At 75.5% G+C, this 21,012-nt stretch carries 3 protein-coding genes; all 3 read left to right on the top strand.

Annotation, left to right across the window (positions count from 1 at the left end):
- The first annotated feature begins 919 nt into the window (after positions 1 to 919).
- The 3 genes from ACFWA9_RS00290 to ACFWA9_RS00280 all read left to right on the top strand — a co-directional run bounded on the left by ACFWA9_RS00290 (position 920) and on the right by ACFWA9_RS00280 (position 21,011).
- Positions 920 to 2,128, top strand: a complete 1,209-nt coding sequence (locus ACFWA9_RS00290; protein ID WP_380381985.1) for a cytochrome P450 — start codon at positions 920 to 922, stop codon at positions 2,126 to 2,128.
- Positions 2,129 to 2,232: 104 nt separating this feature from the next.
- Positions 2,233 to 3,579 (top strand): serine hydrolase domain-containing protein, encoded by a 1,347-nt coding sequence (locus ACFWA9_RS00285; protein ID WP_380381983.1) that lies wholly within the window; start codon positions 2,233 to 2,235, stop codon positions 3,577 to 3,579.
- 155 nt (positions 3,580 to 3,734) lie between these two features.
- Positions 3,735 to 21,011 carry a non-ribosomal peptide synthase/polyketide synthase gene (locus ACFWA9_RS00280; protein WP_380381981.1) on the top strand — a complete coding sequence of 5,759 codons (17,277 nt, stop codon included), beginning with the start codon at positions 3,735 to 3,737 and terminating at the stop codon, positions 21,009 to 21,011.
- The last annotated feature ends 1 nt before the right edge of the window (position 21,012 follow it).

Here is a 21,012-nt window from a genome sequence, read left to right as displayed (position 1 = left end):
TCACGCTGAACTCACCCTCCTTCTTGGATATGTCCACCATGTGGTGCAACTGCGTTTGCGCGATTGCTCACTGGGCCTGCTGCAGAGATCCTGATGTCCGGATGCCCTCCGCCGAGCCGGGACGGAGAGGTGAACGCTGCCGCGAGCCGGACGCCTTGATGGTGGTGGGCCGAACCGCCCGGGCAACAGGCCAAGCCACCGGCCATTGGTGACCGGCGGTCGAACGGCCCCCTGACCGTGCCGTTCCGACGGCCGCCCGCTCCCGTCCGGCGGGGCGCCCCTCAGTGAGGTTCCGTTCTCCCGCTCGTGCGGCTGGGTGCTACGCCGAGGGCGCGAGTCCGATCGACGACTGCCCGCACCGCCGGTCGAGCCGTCCGGGCGGGAGGCGGAGCCGAAGACGGCGCAGACCTGGTTGAGGGCGCGCTGACGGGGCAGACGGGGGCGACGAACGGCGGATCGGTGTCCTGCCCGAGGCGCACCTGAGAATTCCTTCCGGTTCGACCTCGGGGGGTTGCCATGGTGTGACTCACCGTGAAGACTATGGCGGGTTCGCCGTGGGGGGCCGATCGGCTCGGGGCGTGCTGATGCTGTGCAGCCGTTGCGCGGAGGAGAAGGGTGAGGGGAATGCGATGTCAGGCTGGTTCGCCGTGCGGGTCGGGGCGCGGGATGACAGCCGACCGCTGAGGCGCGCCGGGCTGCGACGGGCGTCTCGGTCGCCCCGCTTCGCCCGGACGCCGGCACCCCGGTAGGGGGTCGGCCAGATCCCGCCGTCCGGGCCGTTCCCAGCGGCGTGCTCGGGGAGAGCTGTGCCCCGCCGGGCGCCGCGGTGCGGCCCGATGGCGCGTGTCCGCTGGGCCCGACCCGGCGTATCCCGTTCCAGACCCTGTGATGCTCGCGAGTCCCGACCCAAGGAGAACTGGTGACCGCTCGTCAGTTAGGCAGCCCGGAATTACTGTTGGAGGAGATATCCAACCGCTGGTCGGACGATCGCGAGGCCGGAGCGGTTCGGTACGAGGAGAGTCAGGGCCTGTGGCAGGTCCTGGACTACGCGACGGTGGCCGCTGTGCTCGCCGATCCGCTGACCTACTCCTCGGATCTCTCCTCCCTCGCCCCCACTCAGGAGGACTTCGAGGTCTTCCGGCAGGGCAACTTCGTTGGCATGGACCCGCCGCACCACCGAAGACTGCGCGCGCTGGTGAGCCAGGCGTTCACCCCGCGAGTCGTCCACGGGCTGGCGCCGCGGATCGAGGCGCTGTGCGCGCGACTGCTGGACGCCGTCGCGGACCAGGAGCGGTTCGACCTGGTCGACGCGTTGGCGTATCCGCTGCCCATCATCGTCATCGCGGAACTGCTCGGTGTGCCGGCTGACGAGCACCGGCTCTTCCAGGACTGGGCGAGCGTCCTGTTCAGCGGAGACCAGCTCGGCGAAGCACCCGACATGGCGGACCTGTCACGGGCGTTGGAGGCCATCGCCCCCACCGTCCGTGAGATGAACGGGTACATGCTGGAGCACATCCGTGCCCGCCGCGCGCACCCGGGGGACGACCTCACCAGCCGGCTGATCGCCGCCGAGGTGGACGGCGTCCGCCTGGAGGACCAGCAGAGGGTCGGGTTCGTCGCCCTGCTGCTGGTCGCCGGGCACGTCACCACGACCGCGCTGCTGGGCAACGCCGTGCTGACCTTCGACCGGCACCCCGGCACGGACGCCGCGCTGCGCGCCGACCCCGGACTGCTCCCGTCGGCCATCGAGGAGGTGCTGCGCTGGCTGCCCCCGTTCGCCGAGTTGGGTCGCCGCGTGGCCCGGCCCGTGGTGCTCGGCGGTCACGAACTTCCGGCCGAGTCCATGCTGATCGCCCATCTCGGTGCCGCCAACCGCGACCCGGCCCGCTTCCACGCCCCCGACGTCTTCGATGTGAGCCGCCACCCCAATCCTCACCTGACCTTCGGCCACGGCATCCACTTCTGTTTCGGTGCGCCGCTGGCCCGGTTGGAGGCGGTGATCGCTCTGCGCCTGCTGCAGGAACGATTCCGCTCCGTGGCGGTGCCCTCCTACGAGGACATCGTGTACCAGAACCCGGCCGTGATCCTCGGCGTGCGGCACCTGCCCGTCGAGGTCGTCAGGCCGTAAGCCGGACCCACCCGCACCCCCGCCCGTACCCCGGTCGGCCCGCGCTCACCCGCGGCCGACTGTTCGGACCTGCACATGAGAGCCATCAACGGGAGTCCCTTCTCATGGTGTACAACACTGCCCCGGCCCGCAGACGCGCGCCGTTCCCGGAGCGACGGGAGCTGCAGCACCGACTCGACGCCCTCGCCCGCCTGCACCGGGTGCCCGGTGCCCAACTGGTGCTGGACACCGGCTCGGAGGTCGTCTCCGTGCACACCGGTACGGCCGACGCCGGCACCGGCGCCCCCTTCGCCGAGGACACCGCCGTCCCGCTGGGGTCTCTCACCAAGCCCTACACGGCCGCGCTCGTGCTGCTCCTCGCCGAGGACGGCGACCTCGACCCGGACGACCCGGTCGCCGAGTACCTCCCCGAGCTCCGCGAGCTGCCGCACGTGACGGTCCGTCACTTGCTTAGCCACACCGGCGGTCTGTCCACCGGGCCCGACTCCGACGCGGCGGCGCGGACCACCGCGGCGCACTACCTGTCGTCGGTGTGCACCGCCCAGGGCGCGCTGTTCCCGCCGGGGACCGACTTCTCCTACTCCAACGCCGGGTACGTCGCCGCCGGGCGGCTGGTGGAGACGGTGACCGGCATGCCGTGGAACGAGGCGATGGACGCCCTGCTCCTCGAACCCCTGGGCACCGTGCCCGCGTTCCTGGGTCCGTCCGCCCCCGCCCGCCCCGTCGCGGCCGGTCACGCCCTCAACACCGCGACGGGCCAGGTCCGCCCCGTCCGGCAGAACCTGGCTCCGCTGGAGGCGCCGGCCGGCGCCCTGCTGGCCAGTGCCGAGGACCTCGCCGCGCTCGGCGGCGCCCTGGTCGGCCGGACCGCGGCGCTGCCGCCCGTGGTCGCCAAGGAGTTGCGCCACGCGGAACTCGCCGCCGACCCGGGGGCGCTCGCCGACGGCTGGGGGCTGGGACTGGCCCTGTTCCGGCAGGGCGAAAAGCTGTGGTGCGGCCACGACGGCAACGCCCAGGGCACCTCGTGCCACCTGCGGGTCGAACCGGACACCGGCACGGTGGTCGCCTTCACGGGCAACGCCGGTGCGGCGACGGCGCTCTGGCGGGACCTCGCCGAGGACCTGGAGCGGATCGCGGGGGTGCGGGTGCCCACCGTGGTCGAGCCCGTCGCAGCGGGCGAGCCGGTGGCGCTGCCCGAGTGCGCGGGCGCCTACGCCAACGGCGGCACCCGGTACCGCGTCGCGCCGGGGCCCGGTGGCTCGCCGGTGCTGTCGGTGGACGGCGACGTGCCGATACCGCTGCGTTGCTACCCCGACCTGTCGTTCGACCTGGTCGACCCGGGGACCGGCCGTCGGGAGGCCGGGGGGCGGTTCCACCGCGACCCGCGCACCGGCGCGATCGACCGCGTGCAGATAGCGGGGCGCACCGCGCGTCGCACCGGCCACGCCTGAGCCCGCAGCTCCTCAGCTCCTCAGCTCGTCCGCCTGTCAGCTCGTCAGTCCGTTCAGCCCTTGGTGCCGGAGTACGCGTCGGGCGTGCCCGGTCGCACTCCGCTGCCCGCAACCGCTCGCGCCGCCTCCTCCCCGCCCGGAAGGACCTCATCTCCATGGCCGACCAGCCCGACCGCCTCGTCCCCGCGCCCACCTCGCAGCAGGCCGGTGAAGCCTTCGGGGTGCCCGAGCACGAGGCGTCCCCGGTGGACGGGGGCGCGACGCTCGGCGAGCTGTTCGCCACCTGGGTGGCCCGCACGCCCGACGCGCCCGCGGTGACCGACGGCCGGCGCACCTGGAGCTACCGGGAGCTGGCGGCCCGGGTCGACCTGCTGGCCGGGTACCTCGTGCGGCGCGGGGCCGGGCCGGAGCGGACGGTGGCACTGGTCCTGCCGCGCTCGATGGAGCTGATCGCGGCGGAGCTGGCCACCGCGAGGGCGGGCGCCGCCTTCCTGCCGGTCGATCCCGACTACCCCGCCGAGCGGCGCGCTCTCATGCTCGCCGACGCGGCGCCCGCGGTGACCCTGGACGACCCGGGCTTCGTGCGCGCCGTGCTGGACGCGGCGGACGGGGGTGGGGGCGGCCTTCCCCGGCCGGCGGTCGGCGCCGACCACGTCGCGTACGTGATCTACACGTCGGGCTCCACCGGGACGCCGAAGGGCGTGGCGGTCACCCATCGCGGCATCGGCGGGTTCACCGCGGCCGCCGTCGAGCGTTACGCGGTGCGGGCCGGTGACCGGGTGCTGCAGTTCTCCTCGCCCAGCTTCGACGCCTCCGTCCTGGAGCTCTTCATCTCGGTGCTGTCCGGGGCCACGCTCGTGGTGCCCCCGGGCGGCCCGTGGCTGGGCGACGAACTCGCCGTCGTCCTGGACGAGCACGGCATCACGCACGCCCTGATCCCGCCGGCCGCGCTGGCGACGCTGCCCGCCCCCGCGGCGGGCACCGCCCACCGGCTGCGCACACTGATCGTCGGGGCCGAGGCCTGCCCGCCCGCGCTCGTCGACCGCTGGGCGCCGGGCCGGCGCATGATCAACTCCTATGGTCCGACCGAGGCCACCATCGTGGCCACCTGGACCGGGCCGCTCTCCGCCGGTGCCGGTACACCGACGATCGGCGGGGCCCTGCCGCACACCCGGGTGTATGTGCTGGACGCGGCGATGCGTCCGCAACCGGGTTCCATGGAAGGCGAGTTGTACATCGGCGGCGAAGCGGTGGCGCGCGGCTACCTGAACCGCGCCGGGCTGACCGCCGCCCGCTTCGTCGCCGACCCGTTCGGAGCGCCGGGCGCCCGGCTCTACCGCACCGGCGACCGGGCGCGCTGGAACGCCGGGGGAGAACTGGAGTTCCTCGGCCGGCTCGACCGGCAGGTGAAGCTCCGAGGCTTCCGGATCGAACCGGGCGAGATCGAGGCCGCCCTGCGGCGGGACACCGCCGTCGGCGAGGCCGTCGTCATGGTCCGCGAGGACGAGCCGGGCCGCGAACGCCTGGTCGGCTACGTCACCCCGGCCGACCCGGAGCGGGCGCCCGACCCGGCGGAGCTGCGCACGAACCTGGCCGCCGCGCTGCCGGCCCAGCTGGTGCCGTCCGTCGTCGTCGTGCTGGCGGCGATGCCGCTCACCTCGCAGAACAAGATCGACCGGCGAGCGCTGCCCGCGCCCGTCCGCCCCGCGTCCGCCGGCCGGGCGGCACCGCTCACCGCGCCGGAGCGCACCCTGGCCGCCATCTGGGCGGACGTGCTGGGCGCCGACACGGTCGGGGCGACGGACGACTTCTTCGAGCTGGGCGGCGACTCGATCCTCGCCGCCCGCACCCTGGCCCGGATCAGGGACGAACTGGGCGTCCGGCTCACCCTGCGGGACGTCTTCACCGCGCGCTCCGTGGCGGCCCTGGCCCCGCTGCTGGGCGGGCACCGCGCCGCCGCGCCGCCCGAGCCGATCCCGGCCGCCCCGCGCGGGGTGCCGCTGCCGCTGTCCAACGCCCAGCGACGGCTCTGGTTCCTTGACGACCTCACGGCCGGCGGGACGGAGTACAACACCGGCGTGGCCCTGCGGCTGCACGGCGCACCGGACCCCGAGGCGCTGAGCCGGGCCCTGCGGCGCCTGGTCGCCCGGCACGCCTCGCTGCGCACCACGTTCGACACGGTCGACGGGCAGGGTGTGCAGCGGATCGCGGAGGAGGGCGCTCTGCCGCTGCGCACGGCCGACCTCGGCGAGCTGCCCGCGGAGCGGCGCGCCGAGGCCGCCGAGCGGTTGCTGACCGACGAGCTGAGCCGCCCCTACGACCTGACGGGCGGCCCGCTGGCCCGGGCGCTGCTGGTGCGCCTGGCCCCCGACGAGCACCTGCTGCTGCTGGGGCAGCACCACGTCATCACCGACGGGTGGTCGGTGGGCGTCCTGGTCCGCGAGCTGGCCGCGCTCTACCACGCGGAGGTCTCCGGCGAACCGGACGCGCTGCCCGTGCCGGCCCTCCAGTACCCCGACTTCGCCGTCTGGGAGCAGCGGCGTCAAGCCTCGAACGCGCAGGTCACAGAGGACGCCGGGAGCCTCGGGTACTGGAAGCGCCACCTGTCCGGGCTGCAGCACCTGCACCTGCCCACCGACCGGCCGCGGCCCGCGGTGCGCACCACCTCCGGCGCCGCACACCGCCACCACCTGCCCGCGGACCTGGTGGCCCGGCTGCGGCACCTCGCCACCGGACGCGGCACCACGGTGTTCACCCTCTTCGCGGGGGCGTCCGCGCTGCTGTTCTCCCGCTACTCGGGCCAGCGGGACGTCGCCTTCGGCACCGTCACCAACGGGCGGGAGCGCCGCGAGCTGGAGGATGTGACGGGCTTCTTCGCGAACACGGTCGTGCTGCGCGGTGACGTGGACGAGACGGTCACCGTCGACCGCTTCGTCGAGAACATGCGCACGACCGTGCTGGACGCCTTCGTCCACGCCGGAGTGCCCTTCGACCGGGTGGTCGAGGAGCTGGCCCCGCCCCGGGACCCCAGCCGCACCCCGCTGGTGCAGGTGCTCGTCGTCCAGCAGGCCCCCCTCGACCTGCCGGGCGCCGGCGGCCTGCGCCTCGAAGAACACCCGCTGCCGCGGCCCGCCGCACGCTTCGACCTGGTCCTGGAGTTCTCCCCGGACGCCGGGGGCGGCTGCGTCCTGACCGTCGAGTACAACACGGACCTCTTCGAGGCCCCGACCGTCGCCCGGATGTCCCGTCACCTGCACCGGCTGCTGGCGGCGATGGCGGACGGCCCGCAGCTGCGGCTGGCCGAACTGCCGATGCTCTCGGAGCAGGAGCGGCGCACCCTGATCGACTCGTGGAACCCGCCCGCGCGCGGCGGGCACACCGCCCCGGAGGTCGCCCTGCCCGAGCTGTTCGAGGCGCAGGCGGCCCGCACCCCCGAGCGGACCGCCGTGGTCTGCGACGCGGTGCGACTGGACTACGCCCAGGTGAACCGGCGTGCCAACCGCCTCGCCCGGCTGCTGGTCTCCCGGGGCGCGGGCCCGGAGAAGCTGGTCGCGCTCTGCCTGCCCCGCTCCGCCGAGCTGCCCTCGGCGCTCTGGGCGGTGCTGAAGTCGGGCGCGGGGTACCTCCCGCTGGACCCGGGCTATCCCGCCGAGCGCATCCGGCTGATGCTCGACGACGCCGAGCCGGTGCTCGTCGTCGCCACCCGGCAGACGGCCGCCGCGCTGCCGGAGGGCTGCGAGCCCCTGATCCTCGACGAGTTCGCCGACGCCCCGGGCACGGACGAGGCCGATCTGACGGATGCCGACCGGCTCGGACCGCTGGCGCCGGACCACCCGGCCTACGTCATCTACACCTCCGGGTCCACCGGCCGCCCCAAGGGTGTGGTGGTCACCCACCGCACGGTCGTCGCGCTCGCCGGCTGGGCGGGGGAGCGGTTCGGTCCGGGCGGCCTGGACCACGTGATCGCCGCCACCTCGCTCAACTTCGACGTGTCGGTCTTCGAACTGCTCTGCCCCCTGCTGGTGGGCGGGAGCGTCGAGGTGGTCGCCGACCTGCCCGCCCTCGCCGACACGCCCGGCCGGCGGCAGGTCGGGCTGGTCAGCGGCGTGCCCTCGGTGATCTCCCGCCTGCTCGCCGGCGGCGGGGCCCCGGTGGAGGCGCGGACCGTCGTGCTGGCCGGCGAGGCCCTCCCGGCCCAGGTGGTGCGCGACCTGCGGGAGGTCATGCCCGGGTGCGGGATCGCCAATCTCTACGGCCCCACCGAGGCCACCGTGTACGCCACCGCCTGGTTCGCGGGCGAGGGGCTGCCGGAGCAGGCACCGCCGATCGGCAGGCCGCTCGCGCTGACCCGCGGCTACGTCCTCGACGACGCGCTGCGCCCGCAGCCTCCGGGCGTGGTCGGCGAGTTGTACCTCGGTGGCGGCGGCCTGGCGCGCGGCTACCTCGGCCGCCCGGGCCTGACCGCCGCCCGGTTCGTGGCCGACCCGTACGGCGCGCCGGGGCAGCGGATGTACCGCACGGGGGACCTGGCCCGCTGGAGCCCCGAGGGTGAGCTGGAGTACGTCGGCCGGATCGACCAGCAGGTCAAGGTCCGCGGCTTCCGGATCGAACTGGGGGAGGTGGAGGAGGCGCTGCGCGGCTGCGAGGGCGTGGCGCAGGCAGCCGCCACCGTCCGCGAGAGCGAGGGCACCCGGCGCCTGGTCGGCTACGTCGTCCCCGTCCCGGGAGGCCGCACGGAGCCCGAAGCCGTACGCCGGGAGCTCGCTCTCACGCTGCCCGACTACCTCGTCCCCTCGGCGGTCCTGGTGCTGCCGACCCTGCCGCTCAACCCCAACGGCAAGCTCGACCGCGGCCGGCTGCCCGCTCCGGGACCGGCCCCGCGCGCCGTGGGCCACGTCGAGCCCCGCTCTCCCAGTGAGCGGGCCTTCGCCGCCATCTGGGCGGACGTCCTCCAGGTGGAGCGGGTCGGCGCGGAGGACAACTTCTTCCAGCTCGGCGGCGACTCCATCCTGAGCATCCAGGTGGTCGCCCGCGCCCGGCAGTCGGGCCTGCCGGTGACCTCCCGGGACGTCTACCAGCACCAGACGGTCGCCGCGCTCGCCCGCTGCGCGGACGCCGCCGACCGGTCGCGGCCGACCGCCCCCGCCGTGGTCGCCGCCACCGGCGAGAGCCCCCTGACGCCCATCCAGCACTGGTGGTTCGACGCGGGCGCCGAACGCGTCGGCCACTTCGCCCAGGCGCTCTCCGTCCGGCTGCCCGAGGACCTGGACCCGGCGGCGCTGGAGGACGCGCTGAACGACCTGGTCGCCCACCACGACGCCCTGCGCTCATCGTTCGGGGCCGCCGACGGCGCGGACCCGCGCTGGCGGATCGACGAGCGGACCCGCCGGGTCGCCCTGGCCCGCCACAGCGGCCCGGACACCGACACCCCGCACTTCGGCCCCTTCGACCTGCGCCACGGGCCGCAGCTGCGCGCCGTGCTGCACGAGCGCGGGGCCGGCCGCCCGCCCGTCCTGCACCTGGCCGTGCACCACCTGGTGGTGGACGGCGTCTCCTGGCGGGTGCTGCTGGAGGACCTCGACCGGGCCTACCGGGCCCGCCGCGACGGCGGCGACGGAGCGGCGGCGCTGCCCGCCAAGTCCTCGCCGCTGCGGCAGTGGGCCCAGCGGCTGCACGCGCACGCCGCCGACGGCGGCTTCGACGACGAGCGGGGCTACTGGGCGCGGGCCCTCCCGGACCGCGCGGACCCGCTCCCGGCCGACCTGGCGGGCGCCGACACCTACGCCTCGGCCCGCTCGGTGACCGTGCGCCTGAGCGCCGCCGACACCGCCGTCCTGCTGCGCACCCTGCCCGAGACCTACCGCACCCAGGTCAACGACGTGCTGCTGAGCGCTCTCGGCCGGGTCCTGTGCGGGTGGAGCGGGCAGGACCGGGTGGTGGTCGACGTCGAGGGGCACGGGCGGGAGGAACTCTTCCCCGACCTCGACATCACCCGTACCGTCGGCTGGTTCACCACCCGGCACCCCGTCGCCCTCGCCGTCCCGGCGCAGGCGGACTGGGACGCGGTCCTCAAGCAGGTCAAGGAGCAGCTGCGGGCCGTTCCCCGGCACGGCCTGGGCCACGACGTGCTTGACCGGCTGGGCCGGATCGGGACGGCGCGGGGTGCGGCGGCGCAGGGCAGGACGGCGCAGGGCAGCACGGCGCAGGGCAGGACGGCGCAGGTCAGCTTCAACTACCTGGGGCGCATCGCGTTCCCGGACGGCCCGGACGGCCTGTACCGGGGCACCTTCCGCCCGCTGGAGCTGGACGCCGACCCCCTGGTCGAGCGCCCGCACGCCCTGGAGGTCGTCGGACGCCTCGCCGGTGACGCGCTGGAGTTCAGCTGGTCCTACTCCGACCAGCGGTACCTGCCCGCCACCGTCGAGGCGCTGGCCGGACGGTTCGCCGACACGCTGGCCGACCTCGCCCGGCACGCGGCCCGGCCGGGCGCGGGCGGCCGCACGCCGTCCGACTTCCCGCTCGTCCGGCTCGACCAGGCCGCCGTGGACCGCGTCGTGGGAGCCGAGCCGGGCGCCGTGGAGGACGTCCTGCCGCTGACGCCGACCCAGACCGGCATGCTCTTCCACGCCCTCTCCCAGGCCGACAGCGCCGCCTACTTCCAGCAGCTGACCTTCGTCCTGGAGGGCGTACCCGACCCGGACCGGCTGGCCGCGGCCTGGCAGCGGGTGACCGGGCGGAGCGCGGTGCTGCGCGGCCGCGTCCGGTGGCAGGACGTGCCCGAGCCGTTGCTGGTGGTGGAACGCCGCGCCCCCGTACCGGTCACCGGCCTGGACTGGCGCGAGCTGACCGAGGAGGAGCGCCGCGAGCGGCTGGCCGACCTGCTGGACCGCGACCGCGCGACGGGCATCGACCTCGCCCAGGCGCCGCTCCAGCGCCTGGTGCTCGCACGGGTCTCGGAGACCGGTGTGCGCGTGGTCTGGTCCTTTCACCACCTGATCCTGGACGGCTGGAGCCTGTTCCAGGTGCTGTCGGACGTCTTCGCCTGCCACGCGGCGCTCTGCGCGGCGGGGCCGGACGCTCCGGACGGCCTCGACGGCCTCGACGGCCTCGACGGCCTCGACGGCCTCGACGGCCTCGACGTCCTCGACATCCCGGACGGGACGGCGCAGCGCCCTCCCTACCGCGACTACCTGGCCTGGCTGCGCGAGCGCGACTGGGACCAGGCCGAGCAGCACTGGCGGGAGCGCCTCGGCGGCCTGACCGAGGCGACGCCGCTGCCCTGGGACCGCGAGCCGCGCGAGAGCCACCACGCGGAGTCCGGCCAGGCCGTGCGGGTGAGCGTGCCCGCGTCCGCCACCCGGGCCCTGGAGGACTTCGCGAAGACCACCGGCCTCACCCTGAACACCCTGGTCCAGGGCGCCTGGGCGCTGCTGCTGGGGCGTCAGTCAGGCCGTGACGAGGTGGTGTTCGGCACCACGGTGTCCGGCCGGCCGGCCGAGCTGCCCGGCGCCGAGGCGATGACCGGCCTCTTCATCGCGACGCTGCCCACCCGCGCCGCGGTGCCGGCCGTCGGCACGCTGGTCGACTGGCTGCGCCGGCTCCAGTGGGAGCAGAACGAGGACCGGCGCTTCGACTTCGTGCCACTGACCCGGATGCGGACGTTCACCGGCCTTCCCGAGCGGACCGCCCTGTTCGACAGCATCGTCGTCTTCGAGAACTACCCGGTGGACGACGAACTCGCCGCCGCCCACGGCCTGCGCCTGAGCGGCCTGGAGGGTGTCGAGACCACCAACTACCCCTTGAGCCTGGTGGCCTACCCGGGCCCTGAGCTGGCGCTGCGGCTCTGCTACGACCCGGAGCTGTTCGACGCCGCCACGGCTCGGCGGATGGCCGAGTACCTCACCGTCCTGCTGGCGGGCATGCCCGACGGCGCCCAGCGCCCGCCCGCCCGGCTGCCGCTGCTGAGCGCGGAGCGCCGCGCCCAGGTGCTCCACGCCTGGAACGACACCGCCACCGACCTGCCCGAGCGCAGCGTCGCCGAGCTGTTCGCCGAACAGGTGCGCCGCACGCCCGACGCCGTCGCGCTGGAAGCCGGCGACGAGCGGCTCAGCTACCGGGAGCTCGACGCCCGCGCCGCCGCCCTGGCGCGCCGGCTGACCGCGCTCGGCGTCCGGGTCGAGCGCCCGGTCGGCGTGCTGATGAACCGCTCGGTGTGGCTGATCGTCGCCCAACTGGCGCTGGTCCGCACCGGCGGGGTGTACGTGCCGCTGGACGGGCGGGCGCCGCGCGAGCGGCTGCGCCGGACGCTGGCCGAGGCCGGCGCCGGGCTGGTGCTCACCGACGCCGACTGGGAGCCGACGGCGCGCGACCTGTGCCCCGGCGACGGCGTCCTGCGCCCGGACGAGCCGGCGAACGACGCGGCCGCCGAGGCCCGGCTCGAGCAGGACGGTCCGGCGGTTCACCCCGACAACCTCCAGTACCTGATGTTCACCTCCGGCTCGACGGGCACGCCCAAGGGCGTCGCGGTGCGCCAGCGCGATGTCGCCGCGCTCGCCCTGGGCCGTGCCTTCACCGGCCACGACCGGGTGCTCGTGCACTCCCCGCACGCGTTCGACGCCTCCACCTACGAGGTGTGGGTGCCCCTGCTGCGCGGCGGCACGGCCGTGCTGGCCCCTCCGGTGGAACTGGACGCGGCCGTGGTCCGGCGCGCCGTCACCGAGCAGGGCGTGCGCCACCTCTGGCTGACCGCCGGCCTCTTCCGCCTCCTCGCCCAGGAGGACCCCGGCTGCCTGCGCGGCGCCCGGGAAGTGTGGACCGGTGGCGAGGCCGTGCCTGGCGCGGTGGTCCGCCGGGTCCTGGAGGCGTGCCCCGACCTCACCGTGGTCGACGGCTACGGTCCGACCGAGACGACCACCTTCGCCACCTGCCGGGTCTTCCGCGCCGGCGAGCCGCTGTCCGCGGTGCTGCCCATCGGACGCCCGCTGGACAACACCCGCGTCTACCTGCTCGACGACGCGCTCCAGCCGCAACCGCCCGGCATCGTGGGAGAGCTGTACATCGCCGGCGCCGGGCTCGCCCGGGGCTACGCCGGCCGGCCCGGCGAGACCGCCACCCGTTACCTGGCCGACCCGTTCGGGCCGCCGGGGGAGCGGATGTACCGCACCGGTGACACCGCGCGCTGGAGCGACGACGGCGAACTGCACTTCGTGGGCCGGGCGGACGACCAGATCAAGATCCGCGGGTTCCGCATCGAACCCGCCGAGATCGAGGCGCGACTCACCGACCACCCGGACGTCGCCGAGGCGGTCGTCTCGCTCCACCAGGACGGCGGCCGCAAGCGGCTGGCCGCCCACCTGGTGCCGGCCGAAGGCGCCGCGGCGCCGTCCGCGACCACCCTGCGCGGCCACCTGGCGGCCGACCTGCCCGACTACATGCTGCCCGCCGCGTTCGTCACGGTGCCCGAGCTGCCCCTGACGGCCAACGGCAAGGTCGACCGGCGCCGACTGCCCGCCCCCGACTGGACGGCGTCCGGAGACAGCGCCTACCGGGCACCGGCCACCGGGACCGAACAGGTGCTCGCCGCGATCTGGGCGGAGCTGCTCGGCGTGGACCGGGTCGGCGTCGACGACGACTTCTTCATGCTGGGCGGCGACTCGATCCTGAGCATCCAGGTCGTCTCGCGGGCCCGGGCGGCGGGGCTCGCGCTGACCCCCCGCGACCTGTTCCGGTACCCCACCGTCGCCGCACTGGCCGTCATCACCGGCACGGCGGGCTCCGTCGCCGGCACCGAGCCGGTGAGCGGTGAGGTCGCCCTCGCGCCGATCCAGCACTGGTACCTCGACCCCCGCCCGCCGCAGGCCGGCTTCTTCAACCAGAGCGTGGTCGTGGAGACCCCCGGCGAGGTCGACCCGGACGTGCTGCGCCGCGCCCTGACGGCCCTGTGGGCGCACCACGACGCGCTGCGGTCACGCTTCACCGCCGAGCCGGACGGCGGCGTCCGCCAGCACTGCGCCCCGGCGGACGCCCCCGCGCCCGAGCTGCTCGAAGTCTGCGACCTGGCCGGCCTGGAGCCGGGCGCGGCCGAGCGGGCCGAGGCCCTGGCCACCGCGGCGGCGCACGAGGGGTTCCGGCTGGAGACCGGCCCGCTGCTCGCCGCCCGCCTGTTCACCACCGGTGGCACCGGGCCCGCCCGGCTGCTGCTGGCCGTGCACCACCTGGTGGTCGACGGGGTCTCCTGGCGGGTGCTGCTGGAGGACCTGGAGACCGCCTACCGGCAGGCCGCGGCCGGTCGGCCGCTGCGCCTGCCCGCCCGGACGAGCTCGTTCCAGGAATGGACGCGCCGGTTGCGCGAGCACACGGCGAGCGGCGGGTTCGCCGGCCGGCGTGCCCACTGGACGGCGGTCGCCCGGCACAGCGCGGCGCCGCTGCCGGTGGACAGCGAGGGCGGCAACACCGCGGCCGACGTGCGCGCGGTGACGGTCCGGCTGGACCGGGAACGCACCGACGAACTGCTGCGCAAGGTCCCCGGGGTCTACCGGACCCGGATCGACGACGTCCTGCTCACCGCGCTCGGCCGGGTCGTCGCCCGATGGACCGGGCGGGACACCGTCGCCGTCGGGCTGGAGGGGCACGGGCGCGAGGACCAGTTCTTCGAGGACATCGATCTGTCCCGCACGGTCGGCTGGTTCACCACGCTCTTCCCCGTCGCCCTCCGGGTGCCCGAGGGGGACTGGGGCACCGCGCTCAAGTCCGTGAAGGAGCAGCTGCGCGCGGTGCCCGACCGGGGCCTGGGCTACGGCGCGCTGCGCCACCTCGCCCAGGACGCCCAGCTCGTCGGTGCGGCGACTCCCGGAATCAGCTTCAACTACCTGGGCCGGTTCGACTGGTCGGACGAGGGCGCCGCCCTGGTGCGCGCGGTCCCGGGCGGGCTCGACGGCGCGCAGGCGCCCGGCGCGGTGCGCCCGCACCTGCTCGACGTGGTGGCCCGCGTCCAGGACGACCAGCTGGAGATCAGCTGGTACTACAGCGCCGGCCGCCACCACGAGCGGACCGTGGCCGCGCTGGCGGACGGCATGGTGAGCGCGCTGGAAGGCATCGTCGCCCACTGCGCCGACCCGGACGCCGGCGGCCGCACCCCCGCGGACTTCCCACTGGCCCGCCTGGACCAGGCGGCCGTCGACCGGATCGTGGGGGACGGGCGCGACGTGGCGGACGTCTACCCGCTGACGCCGATGCAGGCCGGCATGCTCTTCCACAGCCTGCTCGAACCGGACGGCCGCACCTACCTCAATCAGGTGCAGCTGGTGCTGTCCGGGGTCACCGACCCGCACGCCCTGGCCGAGGCGTGGCAGCGGACCGCGGACGCCAACCCGGTCCTGCGCACCCGGCTGACCTGGGAGGAGAGCGCCGAGCCGCACCAGGTCGTCCAGCAGCGGGCCGCCGTGCCGGTGGCCCACCACGACTGGACGCAGTGGCCGGCCGACCGGATCGAGCGCGAGACGGCCCGTCTGGTCGCCGAGGACCGGCAGGCCGGCCTCGACCTGCGCACGGCGCCGCTGACGCGGCTCGCCCTGATCCGGCTGTCACCGACCCGGGTGCGGATGGTGTGGACCTTCCACCACGTCCTGCTGGACGGGTGGAGCGCGGCCCAGGTCTTCGACGAGGTGTGCGAGCGGTACGACGCCCTCACCACCGGGCGCCCGGCGGCGGCGCCCGAGCGGGCTCCCTTCGGCCACTACCTGGGCTGGCTGGCCGGGCAGGACCCCGCCCGGGCCGAGCGGCACTGGCGCGAGGTCCTCGCCGGATTCCCGGCCGCCACCCCACTGCCCCGGGACCGGTGGCCCGTCGGGGCCCACCGCGCCTCCTCCGGCGCGTCGGTGCGCGTGGCGCTCGACAACGACCTGTCGCCGCGGCTGCGCGAGACGGCGCAACAGGCGGGGCTGACCGTCAACACCGTGCTGCAGGGCGCCTGGGCGCTGCTGCTCGCGCGCTGCGGCGGCGGCGACGACGTGGTGTTCGGGACCATCGTCTCCGGTCGGCCTGCCGAACTGCCCGGCGTGACCTCGATGGTGGGGCTGTTCATCAACACGCTGCCCACCCGGGTGCGGATCGAGGGACAGCGCCCGCTGCGGGAGTGGCTGCGTGCTCTGCAGGCCGCCCAGTCGGAGGACCGGCGCCACGGCTTCGTCTCGCTGGCGCAGCTGCAGACCTGGAGCGAGGTGCCCGGCGGGACCAGCCTGTTCGACAGCATCGTGGTCTTCGAGAACTACCCGTTCGACGAGGACGCGGTGAACCGTTACGGCCTGGCCGTCGAGGCCGAACGCGACGTGGAGCCCACCAACTACCCGCTGTGCGTGGTGGTGGTGCCCGGCGAGGCGTTGTCGGTCAGCCTCGAGTACGACCCGGCCGCCTTCGACGCGACGACCGTCGAGGCGCTCGGGGCGGGCCTGGCGACGCTGCTCGCGGCGATCGCGGCGGACCTCGAACAGGCGCCGGCCGACGTGCCGTTGCCGGACCCCCCGCGCGGACGCGCGGCCCTCGAACGGCGCGCGGCGGCGGTGGCCCCGGCGCCGGGGGGCACCCTGTCCGAGCCGCCGCGGGCCACCCCGGCCGCGGCCGGCGACCGGCCCTCGCGCACCGGCACCGAGCGGCTGCTCGCCGCGATCTGGTCCGAGGTCCTCGGTGTGCCCGACGTGGGCCCGGACGACAACTACTTCGCGCTCGGCGGCGACTCGATCCTGGGGATCCAGATCGTCTCAGCCGCCCGCCGGGCCGGGCTCGCGCTGACCCCCCGGCACCTGTTCTCGCACCAGACACTGGCCGAACTCGCCCTGGCCGCCGAGGAGGCCCCGGCCGCGGCGGTCGTCGCCGAGCAGGGCGCGGTGGTGGGCGAGGTCCCGCTCACCCCCGTCCAGCACTGGCTGTTCGACACCCTGGGCGGTGACGCCCGCTTCACCCAGGGGGTCTCCTACCAGCTCGCGGCGGACGCCGACGAGACCCTGCTGCGCGCGGCCCTGACCGCCGTACTGGCCCACCACGACGCCCTGAGCCTCCGGTTCGAGCCGACCGGCCCCGGTCAGTGGCGCCAGTACGGAGCCGCCCCCGGCGGCGCGCCGGCCAGCCTGCGGGTGCACGACCTGCCCGGCGGTGAGCCGCGGGTCCTCGCGGCGGCGCTGCGCGAGGCCGCCGCCGACCTGGCGGACGGCTTCGACCTGGGCAGCGGGCCACTACTGCGCGCCGCGCTGTGCCGCTTCGACGGCGCGGCGCACCCGGTCCTGCTGCTGGCCGCGCACCACCTGGTGGTGGACGCGGTCTCCTGGCGGCTGATCCTGGAGGATCTGGAGCGCGCCTATCGCGCCCTGGGCGAAGGTCGGACGCCCGACCTCGGGGCCAAGAGCACCTCGTTCCAGGCCTGGGCCCGCCGGCTCGCCGCGCACACCGCGGCCGGCGGCTTCGACGACGAACTCGTCCACTGGCAGGGCCTCGACGACGGGGACGGCGCGACCGTGCTGCCGAGGGACCTCGACGGCGCCAACACGGCGGCCGTCGAGGAGGCGCTGACCGTCGGCCTGGACGCCGAGGAGACCCGCCGGCTGCTCCAGGACGTGCCGGAGGTCTACCGGACCCGGGTCAACGACGTCCTGCTCTGCGCCCTGGGCCGCGTGCTGTCCCGCTGGACCGGCCGGGACCGGGTGGCGGTGACCCTGGAGGGCCACGGCCGGGAGGAGCTGTTCGACGACGTCGACCTCGCCCGGACCGTCGGCTGGTTCACCACGATGTACCCCGTCGCCCTGGAGGTGCCCCGGGACGCGGACACCGGCGGCGCGCTGAAGGCGGTCAAGGAGAGCCTGCGCGCGGTGCCGCGCGGCGGACTCGGCTACGGCGCGCTTCGCCACCTGCGGCCCGCCGGGGGACCGCCGCTGCCGGAGCTGCCGCGGATCGGCTTCAACTACCTGGGGCGCCAGGACCGGAACCACCCGCCGGGCGGTCTGCTGCACGCGCCGTCCGGCCCGCTCGGCGGCGGTATGGACCCCTCGGCCGAGCGGCCGCACCTCCTCGACGTCCTCGGGCAGGTGAGCGAGGGGCGGCTGGGGTTCACCTGGTCGTACTCCCGGGAGGTGCACCGGCGGGAGACCGTCGCCCGGCTGGCCGCCGAACTCGCCGACGAGCTGCGGGCGATCATCCGCCACTGCGCCGAGCCCGGCGCCGGGGGCCGCACGCCCTCCGACTTCCCGCTCGCTCCGCTGGACCAGCCGGCCGTCGACCGGCTGGCGGGCACCGGGCGGGAGGTGGTGGAGATCTACCCGCTCACGCCGACCCAGACCGGCATGGTCGTGCACGGCCTCGACGAGGCGGGGAGCGGCCTCTACGTCGAGCAGCTCACCTTCGTGCTGGACGGCGCCCGCGACCCGCGCCTGCTGGCCGCCGCCTGGCAGCACGTGGTCGACCGCACACCGGTGCTGCGCACCTCCGTGGTGCTGCACGACGTGCCCGTACCCCTTCAGGTGGTGCACCGGCAGGCGACCCTGCCCGTCACCGAGCACGACTGGAGCGACGTGGCGCCCGAGCGGCTCGGGACGGAACTGGAACTGTTCCTCGCCGAGCGGCGGGGCCGCCCGCTGGGCCTGGACCGGGCCCCGCTGCTGCGGCTCGACCTGGTCCGGCTCGGCCCGGACGCGGTGCGCGTGGTGTGGACCTTCCACCACGTCCTGCTGGACGGGTGGAGCGTCTTCCAGGTCCTGTCGGACGTGCTGGCCGCCCACGCGGCGCTCGCCCGCGGCGAGCGGCCGAGCCTGCCCGAGCGCCGGCCCTTCGCGGACTACGCGGGCTGGCTGGCCGGCCGCGACACCGGCCGGGCGGCGGACCACTGGCGGGGCGCCCTGGCGGACCTCGCCACGCCCACCGCGCTGCCCTACGACCGCAGGCCCGGTCAGGACGCCACGGCCTGCTCCGGGGTCTGGCTGTCGCAGCGGCTCGGGGCGGCCGAGACCCACCGCCTCCAGGAGTTCGCCCGTCGCCACCGCCTCACCCTGAACACCCTGGTCCAGGGGGCCTGGGCGTTGCTGCTCTCGCGCTGGAGCGGCCAGTCGCAGGTGTGCTTCGGCACCACCGTCTCCGGGCGGCCGGCCGACCTGGTCGGCGCGGACACCATCATCGGCCTCTTCATCACCACGCTGCCCGCCCGCGTCACCGTCGACGGCGGCGCGAGCTGCGACGGGTGGCTGCGCGCGGTGCAGGAGGCCCGGGCCGAGGACCGCCGGTTCGACCACCTGCCGCTGAGCGAGATCCAAGCCCTGAGCGAACTGCCGCCCGGCACGGCGATGTTCGACAGTCTGATCGTCTTCGAGAACTACCCGGTGGGCGAGGCGACGGCCGGCGCGCACGGCCTGCTGATCCGCGACCTGGAGGCCCGGGAGGCCGCCAACTACCCGCTCACCGTGGTGGTTTCACCCGGTGACCGGCTCAGCGTGGAACTCGGCTACGACCCGCGGTACTTCGATCCCGGCACGGCCGGCTCGCTGGCCGCCCAGCTGCTGCACACGCTGTCCGCGCTGGCCGCCTCGGACGGCACCGGCCGGCTGGACGACATCGACGTGCTGCCGCCCGGGGAGCGGACCCGGCTGCTGCACGGGCCGGTGCGTCCGCCGCTCGACCCGGCGCCCCGGGCCACGCTGCCCGCCCTGGTGGAGGCCGCCGTGGACCGCCGGCCGGACGCACCGGCGCTGGCCGCCCCGGGCCTGGAGCTGTCCTTCGCCGAGGTCGAGGCGCACGCCAACCGGCTGGCGCACCGGCTCATCGCGCGCGGCGCCGGTCCCGGCGAGCTGGTGGCGCTGCTGCTGCCGCGCTCGGCGGACATGGTGCTGGCCCAGCTGGCGGTGGCGAAGACCGGCGCCGCGTTCCTGCCGGTCGACCCCACCTATCCGGACGAACGGGTCGAGCTGATGCTGCGCGACGCGGCTCCCGCGCTCACCCTCGATGCCAAGGAGGTGGCCGGCCTGCTGGCCGCGCCGGCGGACGGCACGCCCGACCGCCGGCCCACCGACGCCGACCGCAGCCGCCCGCTGGACCTGGACGACCCGGCCTACGTGATCTACACCTCCGGCTCCACCGGTACCCCCAAGGGCGTCGTCCTCACCCACCGCGGACTCGCGGTGTTCGCCGCGGCCGAGGCCGAGCACTACCAAGTGGCCCCGGGCGACCGGGTGCTGGCCTTCGCCACCCCCAGCTTCGACGCCTCCGTGCTTGAACTGTGCATGTCCCTCCCGCACGGAGCCCGGCTGGTGGTCCCCGCTCCCGGTCCGCTGCTCGGCGCCCCGCTGGCCCAGGTGCTGCGGGAGGAGCGGATCACCCACACCCTGCTGCCCCCGGCCGCCCTGGCCACCCTGCCGCCCGGCACCCCCGGCACGCTGCCGGACCTCAAGACGCTGGTGGTCGGCGCCGACGCGTGCAGCGCCGACCTGGTGGCCCGGTGGGCCCCGCGGCACCGCATGGTCAACTCCTACGGGCCCACCGAGGCCACCGTCGTCGCCACCTGGTCCGCGCCGCTGGAGCCGGACGGCGCCGCACCGCCCATCGGCCGCCCGCTGCCCGCCACCGGGGCCTACGTCCTGGACGCCCGGCTGCGGCCGGTGGCCGACGGCGTGCCGGGCGAACTGTGGCTGAGCGGACCGGCCCTGGCCCGCGGCTACCTGGGCCGGCCGGGGCTGACCGCGGCGCGGTTCACGGCCGACCCGTTCGGTCCGCCCGGCACCCGGATGTACCGCACCGGCGACCGGGTGCGCCGCGACTCCCGAGGCGAGCTGCACTACCTGGGCCGCACGGACCACCAGCTCAAGCTGCGCGGACACCGGATCGAGGCGGGCGAGGTCGAGGCGGTCCTGGTGCGCCACCCGTCCGTCCTGGACGCCGTGGTGAGCGTGCGGGAGGACGAGCCGGGGCAGCCTCGCCTGGTCGCCCACCTGCTCGCGGGCCCCGGCGGCGACGCGCCGTCCGGCGCCGAGCTGCGCGCCCTGGCCGCCCGCTCCCTGCCGGGCCACATGGTCCCCTCGGCGTTCGCGGTCCTGGACGCCTTCCCGCTCACCGAGAGCGGCAAGACCGACCGGACGGCCCTGCCCGTGCCCGCCCCCGTCGAGCGGGGGCAGGCCGGCCGCGTGGCGCCCCGCACGCCCACCGAGGAGGCGGTGGCGGCCATCTGGGAGGAGAGCCTGCGGACGGCCGTGGGCGTGGAGGACGACTACTTCCTGCTGGGCGGCGACTCGATGCGCGCCCTGCTGATCGCCTCCCGCGCCAACGACGCCTTCGGCGTCACGCTCACCCCCCGCGACATCCTGGTCTCCCGCACCGTGGCCGCCCTGGCGGAGCTGGTGGAGGAGCAGGTGCTGAGCGAGCTCGAAGACGCCGCGTACGGCGGCCCCGACGATGACGAACGGTGAG

Origin of the sequence: Kitasatospora sp. NPDC059973 (assembly GCF_042737525.1) — a bacterium.
Lineage (GTDB): Bacteria > Actinomycetota > Actinomycetes > Streptomycetales > Streptomycetaceae > Kitasatospora.
Note: the sequence above shows the minus strand (reverse complement) of the source record. Positions and strands in the feature narration are given on the sequence as shown.